Source organism: Sphingorhabdus sp., assembly GCF_046596595.1.
Classification (GTDB): domain Bacteria; phylum Pseudomonadota; class Alphaproteobacteria; order Sphingomonadales; family Sphingomonadaceae; genus Sphingorhabdus_B.
The window spans coordinates 48,956-64,849 of the sequence record NZ_JBKJMB010000124.1; the positions used below are offsets into that span (position 1 = coordinate 48,956).

The window sequence follows — 15,894 nt, forward strand, 5'->3', positions numbered from 1 at the left end:
GCGTTTCCCGGAAGCAGCGCGTCAACTGAGAAACGTGCTTCGACAGGCTCAGCACTACGGTTTTGGAGGCAAATATCATGACGCATAACCCAGCCGAAATCTGGCACAAAGTCGCCCTTTCGCGTGATGTCGACACCATCGCTGCGATCCTGCATGATGATTGCGTCTTCGAAAGCCCCGTGGTCCACACGCCGCAGGTCGGCAAGGCAATCACCGCCAAATATCTCGCGGCGGCGGGGCACACGTTGGGCAATGCGGAGTTCAAATATGTCGGCGAATGGCACCGCGATAATAGCGCAATTCTTGAGTTCGAGACCGTCATCGATGGCGTCGCGATCAACGGCGTCGATATGATCACCTGCGACGACGACGGCCTCATCACCCATTTCAAGGTCATGGTCCGCCCGTTGAAGGCGATGAACATGCTGCACCAGAAAATGGGCGAAATGCTGGCTTCGATGAAGGCCTAGGACCAGAATTTCAGTTCGTTCTGCCGCGCCGGCGCGACAATTTCGACTGCAGGCTTTTTCGACAAGGTGAACGCGGCAAATATTCCAGCGATCGCGCCGAACAAATGCGATTCAAACGAGATATAACCCGCCGTTGGCAGCACGCCGAACACCATGCCGCCATAGAAAAACACAACGGCCAGAGCAATCGCGATATTGCGCGGGCTGCGGTCAAACCAGGCCAATGCAATGACGAGGCTCCATAATCCGAAAATCCAGCCACTTGCCCCGATATGCGTCGCGTCGCGTCCAAACAGCCAGACCAATGCGCCCCCGAGCAATATGATCAGCGCGCTGACCTTTACAAAATAGCGCAGCCCCTGAAGCAGCACCAACGACCCAAGCACGACGAAGGCCGCAAGATTGCTGCCAAGATGCCCGATATTGGCGTGAAGCCACGGTGCGGTTGCAATGGTGTAAGCGGATCCGATTTCGCGTGGTTCGATGCCGAAACTATTCAGATAGCCGCCGGTGAAAATGTTGACGACATGCACCGCAACCATCGCCGCGCTTGTTCCTGCGATTGCTTTCCAGTGCTGGATCATCGTCATCTCCTCTGCCTCGACTGTATTATGTATATAACACAATGAAGCAAAAGAAAAGGCCGGTGAGTTACCCCACCGGCCCTTAATGTTTCAGCCTGAGCCGAGCGTTTGGACTTAGAAGTCCATACCGCCCATGCCGCCCATTCCGCCCATGCCGCCTGGCATGCCGCCGCCAGCCGACTTGTCTTCTGGCGCGTCGGAAATCGCTGCTTCTGTTGTGATCAACAGGCCAGCAACCGATGCCGCATCTTGCAATGCAGTACGCACAACCTTGGTTGGGTCAATAACGCCAGAAGCCACAAGGTTTTCATACACGTCGGTCGACGCGTTGAAGCCCATGGTTTCGTCATTTTCGCGCAACAGGTTGCCCGAGACAACAGCGCCGTCATATCCGGCGTTGGCCGCAATCTGACGCAATGGTGTGACAATCGCCTTGCGGATGATGTCGATACCACGTGTCTGGTCGTCATTGACGCCCTTCATGCCGTCCAAAGCCTTTGTTGCATACAGAAGTGCAGTACCGCCGCCTGGGACGATGCCTTCTTCAACGGCTGCGCGGGTTGCGTGCAGCGCGTCATCAACGCGGTCCTTGCGTTCCTTCACTTCAACTTCAGTCGAACCACCGACCTTGATCACGGCAACACCGCCAGCGAGTTTCGCCAGACGCTCTTGCAGCTTTTCCTTGTCGTAATCCGACGTCGTGTTTTCGATCTGCGAACGGATCGCTTCAACGCGGCCCTTGATCGCATCGGTTTCACCGGCACCGTCGACGATAATGGTGTTGTCCTTGTCGATGGTGACGCGCTTGGCTTGGCCAAGCATGCCCAAGGTAACGGTTTCCAACTTGATGCCGAGGTCTTCGCTGATCATTTCACCCTTGGTGAGGATCGCGATATCTTCCAGCATCGCCTTGCGACGATCGCCAAAGCCTGGTGCCTTGACCGCAGCAATCTTCAGGCCGCCACGCAGCTTGTTGACCACCAATGTTGCAAGCGCTTCGCCTTCAACATCTTCAGCGATGATGAGCAACGGACGACCCGATTGCACGACTGCTTCCAGGATCGGGAGCATGGCTTGCAAATTGCCAAGCTTCTTTTCGTGGATCAGGATGTACGGATTTTCCAGCTCGACCGACATTTTTTCGGTGTTGGTGATGAAGTAAGGCGACAGGTAACCGCGGTCAAACTGCATACCTTCGACAACTTCGAGTTCGCTTTCGCGGCCCTTGGCTTCTTCGACAGTTATAACGCCTTCCTTGCCGACCTTTTCCATGGCGTCTGCAATCATCTTACCGATTTCAGCTTCACCATTTGCAGAGATCGTTCCGACCTGAGCGATTTCCGACGAGCCAGCAACTGGCTTCGAACGGTTTACGAGGTCAGCAACAACAGCGGTAACCGCCATGTCGATGCCGCGCTTCAGGTCCATCGGGTTCATGCCCGCTGCAACCGACTTCATGCCTTCGCGAACGATCGCTTGAGCAAGAACCGTTGCAGTGGTCGTGCCGTCACCGGCAATGTCGTTGGTCTTCGAAGCAACTTCGCGGACCATCTGTGCGCCCATATTTTCGAACTTGTCTTTCAGTTCGATTTCCTTGGCGACGGTAACGCCGTCCTTGGTGATGCGCGGTGCGCCGAAGCTTTTGTCGATGACAACATTACGTCCCTTTGGACCCAATGTTACTTTCACCGCGTCAGCGAGGATGTCTACGCCGCGCAGGATGCGTTCACGCGCATCGCGGCCGAATTTCACGTCTTTAGCAGCCATGATATTTTTCCTTTAGTGAGTTAATCTCTGAATTTTCGTCATCCTGAACTTGTTTCAGGATAACGCGCCAACGTCGTGTGTTATCCCGAAACAAGTTCGGGATGACGAAGGCTGCGGGTTCTTAGGAAACGATTCCCAGTATGTCCGATTCCTTCATGATCAACAGGTCTTCACCGTCGATCTTGACTTCGGTGCCCGACCATTTGCCGAACAGGATCTTGTCGCCAGCCTTCACGTCGAGCGGCGTTACGGTGCCGTCTTCGGCGCGTGTGCCAGTGCCAACGGAGACGACTTCGCCTTCCTGTGGCTTTTCCTGAGCTGTATCAGGGATGATGATCCCGCCAGCGGTTTTTGCTTCGGCCTCGACCCGACGGACGAGAACGCGGTCATGCAATGGACGAAATGCCATGTTGAACTATCCTTTTTCTGTTTCGCCATCCCGCCACTCCTGCAACGAAGCAAGGGACGGCAATGAATATACGTTAGCACTCATACATGACGAGTGCTAACGGAGCCCAGATAGGGTGTTTTTGTGACAGGTCAAGGACTCGCGTGCGGATTTTGAGGTTCAATTTTGCAACTTTTTTGGTTTGCCGCACTTTATCGCGCATGAAGTAAGACCCTGAAACAAGTTCAGGGTGACGAAACATTTTTTCAGACGCGCGCCGGCAGGCCCGCAGCCCGCAAGGCCGCGTGCGCATCCGCGATGCTATATTGCCCAAAGTGGAATATCGACGCCGCCAGCACGGCGCTGGCGTGGCCTTCGCGGACGCCTTCAACCAGATGGTCAAGATTGCCAACGCCGCCGCTGGCCACCACGGGTATGTTCACCGCATCGGCAATCGCGCGGGTCAGTTCAAGGTCATAGCCATCGCGCGTGCCGTCGCGGTCCATGCTGGTGACCAGCAGTTCGCCTGCGCCGAGTTCCGCCAGCCTTACCGCATGTTCAAGCGCGTCGATGCCCGTGGGCTTGCGTCCGCCATGGGTGAAGATTTCCCAGCCGTCGCCTGTTCGCCGCGCATCGACCGAAGCGACTACGCACTGGCTGCCAAAGCGCGCGGCAATGTCGGCGACGACTTCCGGACGAGCAACTGCCGCGCTGTTCACAGCGACCTTGTCCGCGCCTGCCAGCAACAATGCCCGCGCATCTTCGGCGCTCCGAACGCCGCCGCCGACGGTCAGCGGCATGAAGCAGACCTCGGCCGTGCGCCGCACGACGTCAATAATCGTCCCGCGCCCTTCATGGCTTGCGCCAATGTCGAGAAAGCAAAGCTCATCCGCGCCCGCCGCATCATAAGCTTGCGCCTGCTCAACCGGGTCGCCTGCATCACGCAGGTCAACGAAGTTCACACCCTTGACCACGCGGCCATTGGACACATCGAGACATGGGATCACGCGGATGCGGACGGTCATTGGCACGCAGCCATCGAAGATTCACCGTAGTCCTGAGCCATCAGCGCAACCGGCGCTGATGAAAGTCGAAGGGCGCCTACACGCGATGCGCCAACCATGAAGGCACCCTTCGACGGACGCAGCCGCATGCGGCTGCTGCTCAGGGCTACGGTATTGTTTGAAGAACAGATCACGCCCGCTCCGCCACCGCAATCGCCGTCGCCAGATCAAGCCGCCCGTCATAAATCGCACGGCCAGTGATTACGCCCTCGATGCCGTCCTTGGCGTGAAGCGAGAGCATGTGGATATCATCAATGCCCTTCACCCCGCCGCTGGCGATCACTGGAATGTTCACCCGACGCGCCAGATCCACCGTCGCCTCGATATTGCATCCCGTCAGCATCCCGTCGCGGCCAACATCAGTGAACAATATCGACGCCACACCCGCGTCCTCAAACCGCCTCGCAAGGTCGATTACCGGCATGTCGGATTTCTCCGCCCAGCCTTCGGTCGCAACAAAACCATCGCGCGCGTCCACAGCCACGACGATGCCGTCTGCAAATTCGCGCGCCATGTCCTTGACGAACTGCGGATCCTTGAGCGCCGCCGTGCCAATCACCAGCCGCGCGACGCCCATATCGAACCAGCGCTCGACTGTCTGCGGATTACGGATGCCGCCGCCCAATTGAATATAGCCCGGGAAATTCTCGATAATGCCTTCCACAGCTTCGGCGTTTTCCGGTCGTCCCGCAAATGCACCATCGAGATCAACGACGTGCAGAAATTCAGCGCCCTGCTCAGCAAACAGCATCGCTTGCGCCGCCGGATCGTCGGCATAGACGGTCGCGCGGTTCATATCGCCCTCGGCCAGACGAACGACTTCGCCGCCCTTCAAATCAATCGCGGGAAAGACAATCATGACATACTCTTTCTTCTCTGTGCCTCTGCGCCTCGGCGTGGACAAAAAAGAATCTCACGCAGAGCCGCAGAGGAAAAGGGAGCTAAATGAACGCGTCTCACGGTGTCCACTCCAGAAAGCGTTTCAGGAAATTGATGCCATAGGCCTGGCTCTTTTCCGGATGAAATTGCACGCCCATCATATTGTCGCGCCCGACCGCCGCAACCAGCGCGCCGCCATGGTCGGTGGTTGCCAGCACATGCGCCTTGTCTGTTGCATCAAAATGATAGCCGTGGAGAAAATAGGCCTCGCCGTTTTCAATCAACGGCGCGCCTTCGGTCGGCACGACATCGTTCCACCCCATGTGCGGGATTTTCAATTCCGCGGCTGGCACAATCGCGCGCACGGTGCCCTTTATCCATCCAAGGCCTTGCGTCGTACCGTGCTCCACGCCTGCGTCGGCTAGCAACTGCATCCCCACACAAATGCCCAGAAATGGAGCGCCTTGCTCGCGCACGCGATTCTCCATCGCGGCGATCATGCCGTCAATGGCGGACAAGGCCTCCATGCAATGCGCAAAAGCGCCAACACCGGGCAGTACAATGCGGTTGGCTTTTGCCACCACAGCGGGATCGGCGGTGACGACAACATCATCCGCGCCAGCCGCCTTCAACGCATTGTGCACCGAATGCAGGTTGCCCGCGCCATAATCAATAAGTGCAAGTCCAGCCATTTACAAATTCCGTCACCCCAGCGAAGGCTGGGGCCTATCACGTCTATCGATGATGCCGGACGGTCGCGATAGGCTCCAGCCTGCGCTGGAGCGACGTGAGGAATTCACCAATATAAGATTCACAACGTGCCCTTGGTCGAAGGAATGGCGTCCGCCTTGCGCGGGTCAATTTCGACCGCCTGGCGCAGCGCGCGGGCCAAAGCCTTGTAACAGCTTTCGACAATATGGTGGTTGTTCGCCCCATAGAGATTTTCAATATGCAACGTGATACCCGCGCTGGTCGCGAAACTGTGGAACCAATGCTCGATCAGCTCGGTATCCCATTCGCCCAGACGCGGGTTGCTAAGCGATACTTTCCAGACAAAATAGGGCCGCCCCGAAATGTCGAGCGCACAGCGCGTCAACGTCTCGTCCATCGGCGCGTAGGCCGTGCCATAACGCGTGATGCCGCGCTTATCACCCAACGCCTGCAACACCGCCTCACCAATCGCGATGCCCGTGTCTTCGGTCGTGTGGTGCTGGTCAATATGCAGGTCGCCCACCGCCTTGACCTTTAAATCGATCAACGAATGCCGCGACAATTGTTCAAGCATATGGTCGAGAAAGCCAATGCCCGTAGATACCTCATACACACCGCTGCCGTCGAGGTTGACCTCAACATCAATGGACGTTTCGTTTGTCTTCCGACTGATAGACCCTGTACGCATGGCCGCCGATATAGCCACGCCAGCGCATTTGGCAAGTTGGCTTAAGGCAACAAGCGTCTTGATTTCGGGCGCTCGGCAGTCCACCTTGCAAGGATGACCGAAGAGCATGTTGATAGCCTGATTCCTTATGATGACGTTGTGCAGGAGGCGCTGCGCGCAGTGGTCGGCCGCGTCCTCGGTGACGTGGCGCGCGACGGGCTGCCCGGCGACCATCATTTTTATATAACTTTCAAGACTCAAGCCCCTGGCGTCGCCATTCCGCAGCATCTGCACGAACGCTTCCCTGACGAAATGACAATTGTGCTCCAGCACAAATATTGGGACCTAAAGGTCGAGGCCGAGCATTTCGAAGTTGGCCTGTCTTTCAGCCAGATCCCCTCGCATTTGTTCATCCCCTATTCGGCGATAACCGCATTTGTCGATCCATCGGTCGATTTCGCGCTTCAATTCCATGTCGACGCAGGCGAAGCGACGCCCGAGCCGCTCGAAGAAGCCGGCAATGACGTGCCCTCCGTCGTCGTAGAAGACGGCTCGAACGTCGTCAGCGTGGACTTCGGGCGGAAAAAGTGAGGGTGTCCGTTATCCTGAAACACGTTCAGGATGACGATGGAAAGAGATCTCGTCATCCTGAACTTGTTTCAGGACAACACCGAAAAAATTCGTCATCCTGAACTTGTGTCAGGATAACGCGCAAAGGAAACGATGAGAGATTTCCAGCCCTGCGTGTACATACTGGCAAGCGGGAAGCGTGGATATATCTACATTGGCGTTACTTCAGATCTCGCAAAACGCTTCTCTCAACATCGTTTAAGACTGATCGAAGGCTTTTCCAAAACCCGGAACACCAACAGGCTGGTCAGGTTTGAGCTTTTCGGGACGATGGAATCGGCCATTTTGCGGGAGAATCAACTGAAAAACTGGCATCGCGATTGGAAATTCAACCTTATTGAAAGCGACAACCCTGATTGGCTTGATTTGGCGCCCCAGTTGGGTCTGGCTTGACCGCAAAATAGGCCGAGGCTTGTTATCCTGAAACAAGTTCAGGATGACGATATCTTATAAGATCGTCATCCCGCTCCCCTCTTCGTCATCCTGAATTTATTTCAGGATAACAATCGGCGCTTGTGCGTTATCCTGAAACACGTTCAGGATGACGAGATGTGAAATCGCGTATGAGGGGAAACGACAGTGCCGCACACCACCCGCACGGAAACCGACAGTTTTGGACCAATCGACGTCCCCGCTGAGGCTTATTGGGGCGCTCAGACTCAGCGGAGCATCGCGAATTTCCCTTTCCCTGCGCACGAACGCATGCCGATGGGCATTATCTACGGCCTTGTGCATGTAAAGCGCGCGGCGGCGTTGACGCATCGGGCTTCTGGTGCGTTAGCGGCGGACCTGGCGGATGCGATCATATCCGCTGCCGACGCAATTCTTGCCCATCAATATGACTCCCAATTTCCGCTCGTTATCTGGCAAACGGGCAGCGGCACGCAGTCAAACATGAATGTGAACGAGGTCATAGCCGGCATCGCCAATGAAGCGCTTACCGGCGTTCGTGGCGGGAAAGCACCTGTGCATCCCAATGACCATGTCAACATGGGGCAGTCATCGAACGACAGCTTTCCAACCGCGTTGCATGTCGCGACAGCATTGGCAGTGCGCAATGACCTCCTCCCCGCACTTGATGTGCTCACTCATGCCCTTTCGGCCAAGAGCGCGGCGTGGCGCGACATTGTAAAAATTGGCCGCACCCATTTGCAGGACGCAACGCCGCTTACGCTGGGGCAGGAATTTGCCGCCTTCGTCGCCCAACTCGACGCGTGCCGCCAAAACATTGAACATGTCATCTCCCACGATATCGGGAAACTGGCGCAAGGCGGCACCGCAGTCGGCACTGGCCTGAACGCGCCCGAGGGCTTCGATGTCGCGATTGCGGCGGAAATCTCCTCCGCCACCGGAATTAGCTTTCAGCCCGCAGCCAACAAGTTCGCCGCGCTCGGCGCTAATGACGCACTTGTCCAGATGTCGGGCACGCTCAACACGCTGGCGGTCGCGCTTACCAAGATTGCCAACGACATTCGTCTGCTTGGCTCGGGCCCGCGTTCGGGCCTTGGCGAGTTGCACTTGCCGGAGAACGAACCCGGCAGCTCGATCATGCCCGGCAAGGTCAATCCGACCCAATGCGAAATGCTGACGATGGTCGCGGCGCAAGTCATGGGCAACCATCAGGCGGTGACCATCGGCGGTTTGCAGGGGCATTTGCAGTTGAACGTGTTCAAGCCGCTGATCGGAGCAAACGTTCTGCGCTCGATCGATTTGCTTGCCATCGGCATGGACAGCTTCGCCCGAAACTGCGTTGATGGCCTCAAACCCGACCGCGCGCGCATAACCGAACTCCTTGACCGGTCGCTGATGCTCGTCACCGCGCTCGCACCCATCATCGGCTACGACAATGCCGCCAATATCGCCAAACAGGCGCACCGCGAAGGAACGACTTTACGCCAAGCTGCGTTAGCATCCGGACTGGTTGACGAAGCGACATTTGATACCCATGTCAGGCCCGAAGATATGGTTTAGTTGCTTGTCGTTTTCGCATTGATCGTCAGGATGACGGTAGTGATATAATTGGGAGACCTATAATGTTGAGATCCATAGCAGGCGCGGTTGTTGGCGAGGTTATCGGACGCAAGCGTGGTAATGGCCTGCTTGGCGCAGGCATTGGTCTGCTCGCTACACGCTTGGCTACGCGGTCCATTCCCGGATTGCTGCTCGTCGGCGGCGCGATTGCGGCCAAGACGATTTACGACAAGCGCAAGGAACACAAGTCAGTGTAGTTACGCAAAGTAGCGCGTTGTTTTGGAGCAGAGGGCGAAGCTCGATCAGGTTTAGTCTAACGACCTGTATTGGTGTTGTTATCCTGAAACAGGTTCACGCCGTGGCTTGTTATCCTGAAACAAGTTCAGGATGACGAAATCTCTTTTCGAGGTCGTTTCTTTTCCTCGTTGTTTTTTTCCTCGTCATCCTGAACTTGCTTCAGGATGACGCACTAAGCCATAAACAATAGCCACCCGCCCTATTTCCCCGTCAAATAATAGCCCGTCCCCGCAGCTTGCCACTCCTTGACCGCCTCTACCGGCGAAACCAGCATCAGGATGTTCAACGTCAAATTGTCTCGGATCATATACGCTGTAAACGCTTCAAATATCAGCGCGGCCGCAAGTGTGACCTTCCACGGCAACCGCGAAGCCAGGAAGAAGCCCAAGATCATCCAGAACAGGTCAAAGACACTGTTGAGGATGCTGTCGCCTTCATAACCGTAAGAAATTGTAACTTCGCGGTAGCGATCAATGATGACGGGCGAGTTTTCAAGTATCTCCCACGCGCCCTCGACCACAATCGCGGCACATAACGCCAGTCCCAGCGGCCATTTTTTCAACAACAGCCGCCCAAGCCCGAAAAAGATAAACCCGTGAATGATGTGGCTGGGCGTGTACCAGTCGGCGATATGCTGACTGTTCTCCGACGATTGAACAATGCCGTGCCATAATTTCACATTGCCGCACGCACAAATCGGTGGTCGGTCCATGCCGAATAAAATGGCAATGAATACCGCAGTCAGTGCCACGGCAATCACAACGCCGAATTTGCTTACCCTAAGGGGCCATTCCATCGCAGCTTCCCCCTTGACGATGTGGTCACCTTTCGCGCAGTAGCGGTTATGGCCGATACCGACAACCACAAGCCGCATGAACTGGAGCGCCGAGGCCTTCTCTTCGTGCTTTCCTCACCTTCGGGTGCAGGAAAATCAACGCTGTCACGCATGTTGCTGGATGCTGACCCCAAAATTGCGTTGTCGATTTCCTATACCACCCGCGAACCACGCCCGGGCGAGGTTGAGGGCATCCATTATCATTTCACGGATGTGGCCACGTTTAAGAATATGGCCGCGAACGGGGAATTCCTCGAATGGGCGCATGTTTTCGGTAATCGCTACGGTACACCCAAGGCCCCTGTTGAAGAAAAACTGGCGGCTGGCTGCGATGTGCTTTTCGATATCGACTGGCAAGGCGCGCAGCAGCTTTACCAGGAAGCCGGGCCCGACGTCGTGCGCGTATTCATATTGCCGCCTTCAATCGAGGAACTGGAACGCCGCTTACATACCCGCGCGCAGGACAGCGATGCCGTTATTTCCGACCGCATGAGCCGCGCAAAAGCAGAAATAGGGCACTGGGACGGCTATGATTACGTGCTTATCAACGACGACGTTCAGGCCTGTTTTGAAAAGGTGCAGCAGATCCTTTCGGCAGAGCGCATGAAGCGGCGGCGGCAAAAGGGCCTGATCGGTTTCGTCCGTGACCTCGCGGCGACTTAAGCGAAGCCAGCCAAAAACAGCGTTAACCCGCCAAGTCCGAGCGACAATTGCAGGCGTAGTTTCATCCATCCCACTGGCAAGGTACATTGCGACGCAAGCCACCTGTCCGCCAAGGGTGACAGCAAAAGAAAAATTCCAAGCCACGCCATCGACGGGCCGGGCCATTCGAGACCCCAAATCCACGGCAAATAGGTCGCAAATGCCAGCAAGCTTGGCGCAACGGCAAGCGCGAAAATGGCGAAGGCGGACGAGTCATCCTTGCGCGTTGTCACGCCAAAGCCCCACCACATCCCGCCGAGAAAGCTGAAGATAAAGGCAGCATAGCCATAAGCCGCCGCAAGCCCCGTCCAGCGATATTCCATCCCCGACAACACCATCGCTGCCGCAATGACTTGCGGCAACAGTCCCGCATAGCCCGCGATAAATGCCGCCTTGGGAATAGGGCGTAAGGTGAATGTTGCGCTGTCTGTCATGGAAATGTCCTTACGTCTGACAAGCGCTTAGCCAGGCCGACCCCACTCGGCGAGGCGGGTATTTACCTAGGGTCAGGACCTATTAAATGCACCTTCGAGGCGACAAAATGGCAAAGATATCGGAGGAAAATGTCCGCCGCAGGCAGTTATTCTGCCTGCAAGGATATTTTGCTTCGAGAACAAAGCCATTTTGGCGTCCTTCGGATTTGACCCATTTTGTCCATTGCATCGTTGGCAAAGCTAGACTTAGAACCACTAAGCCTGCGCTTTGCCGCCTTACACTGCACAAAATGGCCTCAAACCTCGAAGGTGAATTTAATAGGTCCTGACCCTAAGTGTCAGGACTAAGCAGATCCAGAAAGCGGACGGCAGCCATAAATTCGGCAGCGCGGTCGCTTCGGTTTTTCTGCGCCCAATGGTCAGCGCCCCATAATGCTTCTTGCCAAAGCTCGTCCAGACAGGCGGCATCCCATATCTCTTCTGCTGTGCCAGCACGCTCAACGACGGCCAAGGTGGCGACCAGCGAGCCCGACAGATGGGCAAGCTTTGCCATGGCGGCGAGTTCGAACGTCCCGCGCGCGGCAACGACTGTGCGCAAAGTCTCAAGCGTCGATGTGGGTTGCGGTTGATGCATGATGCCCTCGACGATGACGAAGCTGATGCCATATCGCTTTTGTGCCCATACCAGCCAATGGTCCCAGATCAACGCCTGCCGTTCGGCCAGGGCTTCGCCAGCCGCTGCGCGATAGCAAAATAGATCAGTTTCACCATATGCGGCGATGGCCGCAGCAAAGCCGGCGCGGTCAGGCGCAATGCGGTCGATCGCCGCGTTGGCAAAGCCCGTTATGGGCATGGCAACGGGATTCACCGTTTTTTCCACGGCTTGCCATTCGGCGACCACTGCATCCGCCATTTTGCGCGTCGGTAGCGCAAGCATGTTGCCCGTTGGCGTTTTTACCGGCCGCGCGTCCAGCCGCACCGCATGGCCGAAAGTCGTGGGTTCGAGGCTAACCTCTTTCCAAAATCGCCTCATGTTTCAGGCTTGCTCTTCCATCTTTTGGCGAGAAACACTGGCACGAGAAGGAAATCAAAAATACCGATGAAGAACAATATATATCCCGCCGCCTTGGGCAGGCCAAACGCCTCACGCGCTATGACAGCCAGGCCGATTACCAGCATGATTGCGCCGCTGATCCGGCACAGGTTAATCACCAGAAACCTGTATTGCGCCTGTGTTTCCTCACGCGCCTTATCGTCCGGCAACGTCATGCAAAATCCTTGAGATAGGCTTTTAATTCATCCATGCTTTCGGCGATATAGTCCGCCCCTGCTTCGCGCAATTCCTCGGCACGGTGATAGCCCCAATTGACGCCAACCGTGCGTGTGCCAGCCGCGCGGCCCATATGTATGTCATACACCGTGTCACCAATGACGACGGCATTGCGCGCATCGGTGCTGGCATCGGCCAGCGCCTGATACACCATCGAAGGGTGCGGTTTGGACGGATGACGGTCGGCAGTTTGCAGCGTCACAAACAAGCCCTTGATTGCGTGGTGTTCAAGGCAGCGGATCAACCCGCGGTCAGACTTACCCGTCGCCACGCCAAGCATCCAGCCGCATTCGTCCAATTCTGACAGCAATGCAGCCATTCCCTCATATAAAGGTTCATCGACCAGCCCGTTATTGCGCAAAGTTAGAAATGCCGTGCGATAATGTTCGGCCATTTCATGGTGGCAATCATCGTCAGCGTCTGGAATCAACATACGCATCGATTCCACCAGCGACAGACCCACAACACGCCTGATGTCGTGACGCAACGGCGCTTTGCGTCCAGCCACGTCGAACGCATGTTCCATTGCCATGCAGATGTTCGCCTGGCTGTCGACCAGAGTCCCGTCACAATCGAATATGGCGAGCCGAGGCACTAGGGCACATTCCGCATCAAATGGGCCAAGGCAATGTCTCCCGCATGTTCCGCCCCTTCAGCAGCCGCCAAACGCGCGGCATCTGATTTGTTCTGCCCCAGTTTTAGAGTGCCTTTCCAATCTGTCACCCTAAATTCGAAGCCGATGATGCCGCCCAGCATCTTTTCGAAACTGCCTTGTGCCATTTTTGCACGGGTCCAGACAGGTTTCGGGGAAAGCCGGCTTTCAAACGTCTCCGAAAGCGCGTCAGCCTGCGCAACCAGCTCGGCCGCGTCCAATGTCCGCGCATGGCCGGACAGTTCAAGCGCGACATAGTTCCACGTCGGGACCTGATCGGGAATGCCGTAATAATGGGGGCTGATGTAACCGTCCGGGCCGTTTATGACGAACAACATCTCGCCGCCGGTAATGTGCTTGGCCACAGCATTGCCGCGCGCGACGTGGAACAGCAATCTGTCCTCCCCCTGAAAGACGAACGGCACATGGGCCACGCGCGGTCCTTCTTGTGTCGTCACGACCAGCATGCCGAATCCGACCTCGGCCGCAAAAGTGCGCATTGCCTGTTGGTCTTTCCATCGAAATGCAGGATTTGGATGCATCAGATCTTCTTTCTGGGTGCCGCCTTCTTGACCACCGGCTTTTTCGCAGACTTGATTACCGGCTTTTTCGCCGCAATCTTCTTGCCTGCGGCCATTTGGCTGCGTTTGTTGTCCTTGGGCTTGTCGGGTGTAGATCCGCGCGAGCGGCGTTCGCCCTTGCGTTCCTTGCGCGCCGATTTGGCAATGTTCGCAGCAACGCGTTTCTTGCCTTCGGCGGTCTCGCTGAACTTTGGTGCGTCAAGCACCAGCGCATCGCCTGATTCCATATCGAACCCCAGATCGTCGAAGCTTGCCTTCATATGAGGGGGCAAATCGGCGCGGACGTCAATCTGGTGCCCTGCCGGATGGTCGATGCGGATACGGCGGGCGTGCAAGTGCATCTTGCGGCTGATCGTGCCAGTCAGGAACGCTTCCTTGCCGCCATATTTGCCGTCACCGACAATCGGGTGGCCAATGGCGGCCATGTGCACGCGCAACTGGTGCGTTCGTCCGGTATAAGGCTGTAGCTCGACCCATGCGGTCGCATTCCCTGCGCGTTCGACAATGCGATAGCGGGTGCGGGCCGACTGCCCCTCTTTTTCGTCGACATGCATTTTTTCGCCGCCACTGCCCGGCTGTTTTCCAATTGGCAGGTCAATGAAACCGTCGGCAATATCAGGCACGCCGACGACCAGGGCCCAATACACCTTTCGTGCGGTGCGCGATGAAAACGCTTTGGCAAAATGCCCCGCCGACCGCGATGTGCGCGCCAGCAACAACGCGCCCGATGTGTCCTTATCAAGGCGGTGGACAAGCTTTGGCCGGTTATCAAGTTCAAAGCCCAAGGCATCCAGCAAACCGTCGACATGGTTTTCCGTTTTCGTTCCGCCCTGTGTGGCAAGCCCCGCCGGTTTGTTGATTACCAACGCCGCGTCATCCTTGTGGATAACCATGCTCAGCGCGAATTCCATTTCGTCGTTGGTCAATTCGCGGCGTATCCGGGCTGGCCGCGCGCTCGACGACGCCGACGCATCCGCAGGCGGAATCCGCAAAGTCTGCCCGGCCAACAACCGGTCGCCCGGAGTCGCACGTTTGCCATCGATGCGCAGCTGCCCCGTGCGTGCCCAGCGCGAGACGATGTTGAATGATGCATCGGGCAAATGGCGCTTGAACCAGCGATCCAGCCGGATGCCGTCATCATCAGGGGCAACGACAAACTGCCTGATGCCTTTTTCGTCGTTTTTGCTCATGCCCAAACTGCCTTTGCTGCCGTCATACCGGCGAATATCGCGCCAAGCGCAAGGAGGACCGACAATGTGGCATAAATCGCCGCCATGCCGGTTTGGCCGCGCTGTACCATCTGCGCCATTTCAAGCGTGAACGCGCTGAAAGTGGTAAACCCGCCCAATACGCCTACCCCTAGAAACAGGCGCAGCGGCTCGGCTGAACTGTCGCCGCGCAGTAGCCATATCGCCAGCACGCCCATACATAGTCCGCCAACGACATTTACCGCAAAGGTCGGCCATGGCCAGCCTGCCGCGCTGACCGGTAACGCGCGCGACAGCCCAAAGCGCAACGCCGCGCCAATGGCTCCGCCCGACATGACAAGAATGATGGGGTTCATGGCCGCGGCCTTAGCGGCGGTTGGCGACAAAAGCCAGCCCGAGGAGCAATCGACAGACTTGCCGTAGCAACTTGCTGCATCAACAACGCACGTACCGATGACGATGAAAGAATTGCTGCCCCGGTGAACCACGCCAAATGGGGGGCATTTGACGATTTCGGCTTTCCATCATGGACCAACAAGAATGAAAAGACGACGGGACACCAAAAGACAGCAATTCCTAACCGGCGATATATGGCGTGCGATTTATATGGGGAGTAACGCGGCCGTAACACGACAAAATAATCAACATTTTTTCATCACTCTGGAACTTATCAATCTGATGTCGGTTTCGCGTTCGGGGTTGGGTGTGGCCATAACATCCGTTA

General features: G+C 56.5%; 21 protein-coding genes. 6 read left to right on the forward strand and 15 right to left on the reverse strand.

From position 1 onward, the window contains the following. Nucleotides 1–77: 77 nt before the first annotated feature. Entirely contained in the window at nt 78–470 is a 393-nt protein-coding gene (locus ACLL9E_RS12670) for a nuclear transport factor 2 family protein (protein ID WP_411292093.1), read from the forward strand. Here the strand turns inward: ACLL9E_RS12670 and ACLL9E_RS12675 are convergent. From ACLL9E_RS12675 to hisB, 7 genes are all read right to left on the reverse strand, one after another. After that, on the reverse strand, nt 467–1,054 hold the full coding sequence (locus tag ACLL9E_RS12675) for a rhomboid family intramembrane serine protease (protein ID WP_411292094.1): 588 nt from the start codon (nt 1,052–1,054) through the stop codon (nt 467–469). The genes ACLL9E_RS12670 and ACLL9E_RS12675 overlap by 4 nt on opposite strands. 114 nt (nt 1,055–1,168) lie before the next feature. Continuing rightward, nucleotides 1,169–2,821: a chaperonin GroEL gene (gene groL / locus ACLL9E_RS12680; RefSeq protein WP_411292095.1), complete on the reverse strand. Its 1,653-nt coding sequence runs from the start codon at nt 2,819–2,821 to the stop codon at nt 1,169–1,171. A gap of 121 nt (nt 2,822–2,942) precedes the next feature. Then, nucleotides 2,943–3,230 carry a co-chaperone GroES gene (gene groES / locus ACLL9E_RS12685; RefSeq protein ID WP_411292096.1) on the reverse strand — a complete coding sequence of 96 codons (288 nt, stop codon included), beginning with the start codon at nt 3,228–3,230 and terminating at the stop codon, nt 2,943–2,945. A gap of 245 nt (nt 3,231–3,475) precedes the next feature. Then, complete coding sequence (gene hisF, locus ACLL9E_RS12690) at nt 3,476–4,234, reverse strand: imidazole glycerol phosphate synthase subunit HisF (protein WP_411292097.1); 759 nt, start codon at nt 4,232–4,234, stop codon at nt 3,476–3,478. 169 nt (nt 4,235–4,403) lie between these two features. Next, nucleotides 4,404–5,132: a 1-(5-phosphoribosyl)-5-[(5-phosphoribosylamino)methylideneamino]imidazole-4-carboxamide isomerase gene (hisA, locus tag ACLL9E_RS12695; protein ID WP_411292098.1), complete on the reverse strand. Its 729-nt coding sequence runs from the start codon at nt 5,130–5,132 to the stop codon at nt 4,404–4,406. A 97-nt stretch (nt 5,133–5,229) separates the two neighbouring features. Continuing rightward, nucleotides 5,230–5,844 (reverse strand): imidazole glycerol phosphate synthase subunit HisH, encoded by a 615-nt coding sequence (gene hisH / locus ACLL9E_RS12700; protein ID WP_411292099.1) that lies wholly within the window; start codon nt 5,842–5,844, stop codon nt 5,230–5,232. Nucleotides 5,845–5,963: 119 nt separating this feature from the next. Beyond that, nucleotides 5,964–6,551: an imidazoleglycerol-phosphate dehydratase HisB gene (gene hisB / locus ACLL9E_RS12705; protein WP_411292133.1), complete on the reverse strand. Its 588-nt coding sequence runs from the start codon at nt 6,549–6,551 to the stop codon at nt 5,964–5,966. 93 nt (nt 6,552–6,644) lie between these two features. Between hisB and ACLL9E_RS12710 the strand changes: the two genes are divergently transcribed. The 4 genes from ACLL9E_RS12710 (at nt 6,645) to ACLL9E_RS12725 (ending at nt 9,388) form a co-directional block, all read left to right on the forward strand. Next, nucleotides 6,645–7,121 carry an SspB family protein gene (locus ACLL9E_RS12710; RefSeq protein WP_411292100.1) on the forward strand — a complete coding sequence of 159 codons (477 nt, stop codon included), beginning with the start codon at nt 6,645–6,647 and terminating at the stop codon, nt 7,119–7,121. A gap of 132 nt (nt 7,122–7,253) precedes the next feature. Continuing rightward, nucleotides 7,254–7,553 carry a GIY-YIG nuclease family protein gene (locus tag ACLL9E_RS12715; RefSeq protein ID WP_411292101.1) on the forward strand — a complete coding sequence of 100 codons (300 nt, stop codon included), beginning with the start codon at nt 7,254–7,256 and terminating at the stop codon, nt 7,551–7,553. A 186-nt stretch (nt 7,554–7,739) separates the two neighbouring features. Then, on the forward strand, nt 7,740–9,131 hold the full coding sequence (gene fumC / locus ACLL9E_RS12720) for a class II fumarate hydratase (protein ID WP_411292102.1): 1,392 nt from the start codon (nt 7,740–7,742) through the stop codon (nt 9,129–9,131). Nucleotides 9,132–9,193: 62 nt separating this feature from the next. Further along, a complete protein-coding gene (locus ACLL9E_RS12725; RefSeq protein ID WP_411292103.1) occupies nt 9,194–9,388 on the forward strand; it encodes a hypothetical protein in 195 nt (64 codons plus the stop codon). A gap of 239 nt (nt 9,389–9,627) precedes the next feature. On the opposite strand, the gene ACLL9E_RS12730 is transcribed toward ACLL9E_RS12725, so the two are convergent. Continuing rightward, entirely contained in the window at nt 9,628–10,224 is a 597-nt protein-coding gene (locus ACLL9E_RS12730) for a DUF2585 domain-containing protein (protein WP_411292104.1), read from the reverse strand. A gap of 48 nt (nt 10,225–10,272) precedes the next feature. On the opposite strand from ACLL9E_RS12730, the gene gmk reads away from it, so the two are divergent. Then, complete coding sequence (gene gmk / locus ACLL9E_RS12735) at nt 10,273–10,926, forward strand: guanylate kinase (RefSeq protein WP_411292105.1); 654 nt, start codon at nt 10,273–10,275, stop codon at nt 10,924–10,926. Here gmk and ACLL9E_RS12740 read toward each other — a convergent pair. The 7 genes from ACLL9E_RS12740 to ACLL9E_RS12770 form a co-directional block, all read right to left on the reverse strand. Further along, entirely contained in the window at nt 10,923–11,399 is a 477-nt protein-coding gene (locus ACLL9E_RS12740; RefSeq protein ID WP_411292106.1) for a DUF3429 domain-containing protein, read from the reverse strand. The two genes, gmk and ACLL9E_RS12740, sit on opposite strands and share 4 nt — an antisense overlap. A 331-nt stretch (nt 11,400–11,730) precedes the next feature. Then, the gene (locus tag ACLL9E_RS12745; protein WP_411292107.1) at nt 11,731–12,432 is read right to left on the reverse strand and encodes an ATP12 family chaperone protein; all 702 of its coding nucleotides are present in this window, start codon (nt 12,430–12,432) and stop codon (nt 11,731–11,733) included. Continuing rightward, nucleotides 12,429–12,668 (reverse strand): hypothetical protein, encoded by a 240-nt coding sequence (locus ACLL9E_RS12750; RefSeq protein ID WP_411292108.1) that lies wholly within the window; start codon nt 12,666–12,668, stop codon nt 12,429–12,431. The genes ACLL9E_RS12745 and ACLL9E_RS12750 overlap by 4 nt, the downstream gene beginning before the upstream one ends. Beyond that, nucleotides 12,665–13,324, reverse strand: coding sequence for an HAD-IA family hydrolase (locus ACLL9E_RS12755; protein ID WP_411292109.1), 660 nt, complete (start codon nt 13,322–13,324; stop codon nt 12,665–12,667). Before ACLL9E_RS12755 ends, ACLL9E_RS12750 begins: the two co-directional genes overlap by 4 nt. After that, a complete protein-coding gene (locus tag ACLL9E_RS12760; RefSeq protein WP_411292110.1) occupies nt 13,324–13,923 on the reverse strand; it encodes an FMN-binding negative transcriptional regulator in 600 nt (199 codons plus the stop codon). Before ACLL9E_RS12760 ends, ACLL9E_RS12755 begins: the two co-directional genes overlap by 1 nt. Next, nucleotides 13,923–15,152: an RluA family pseudouridine synthase gene (locus ACLL9E_RS12765; protein ID WP_411292111.1), complete on the reverse strand. Its 1,230-nt coding sequence runs from the start codon at nt 15,150–15,152 to the stop codon at nt 13,923–13,925. Before ACLL9E_RS12765 ends, ACLL9E_RS12760 begins: the two co-directional genes overlap by 1 nt. Continuing rightward, on the reverse strand, nt 15,149–15,526 hold the full coding sequence (locus tag ACLL9E_RS12770) for a fluoride efflux transporter FluC (protein ID WP_411292112.1): 378 nt from the start codon (nt 15,524–15,526) through the stop codon (nt 15,149–15,151). Before ACLL9E_RS12770 ends, ACLL9E_RS12765 begins: the two co-directional genes overlap by 4 nt. Between the last annotated feature and the right edge of the window lie 368 nt (nt 15,527–15,894).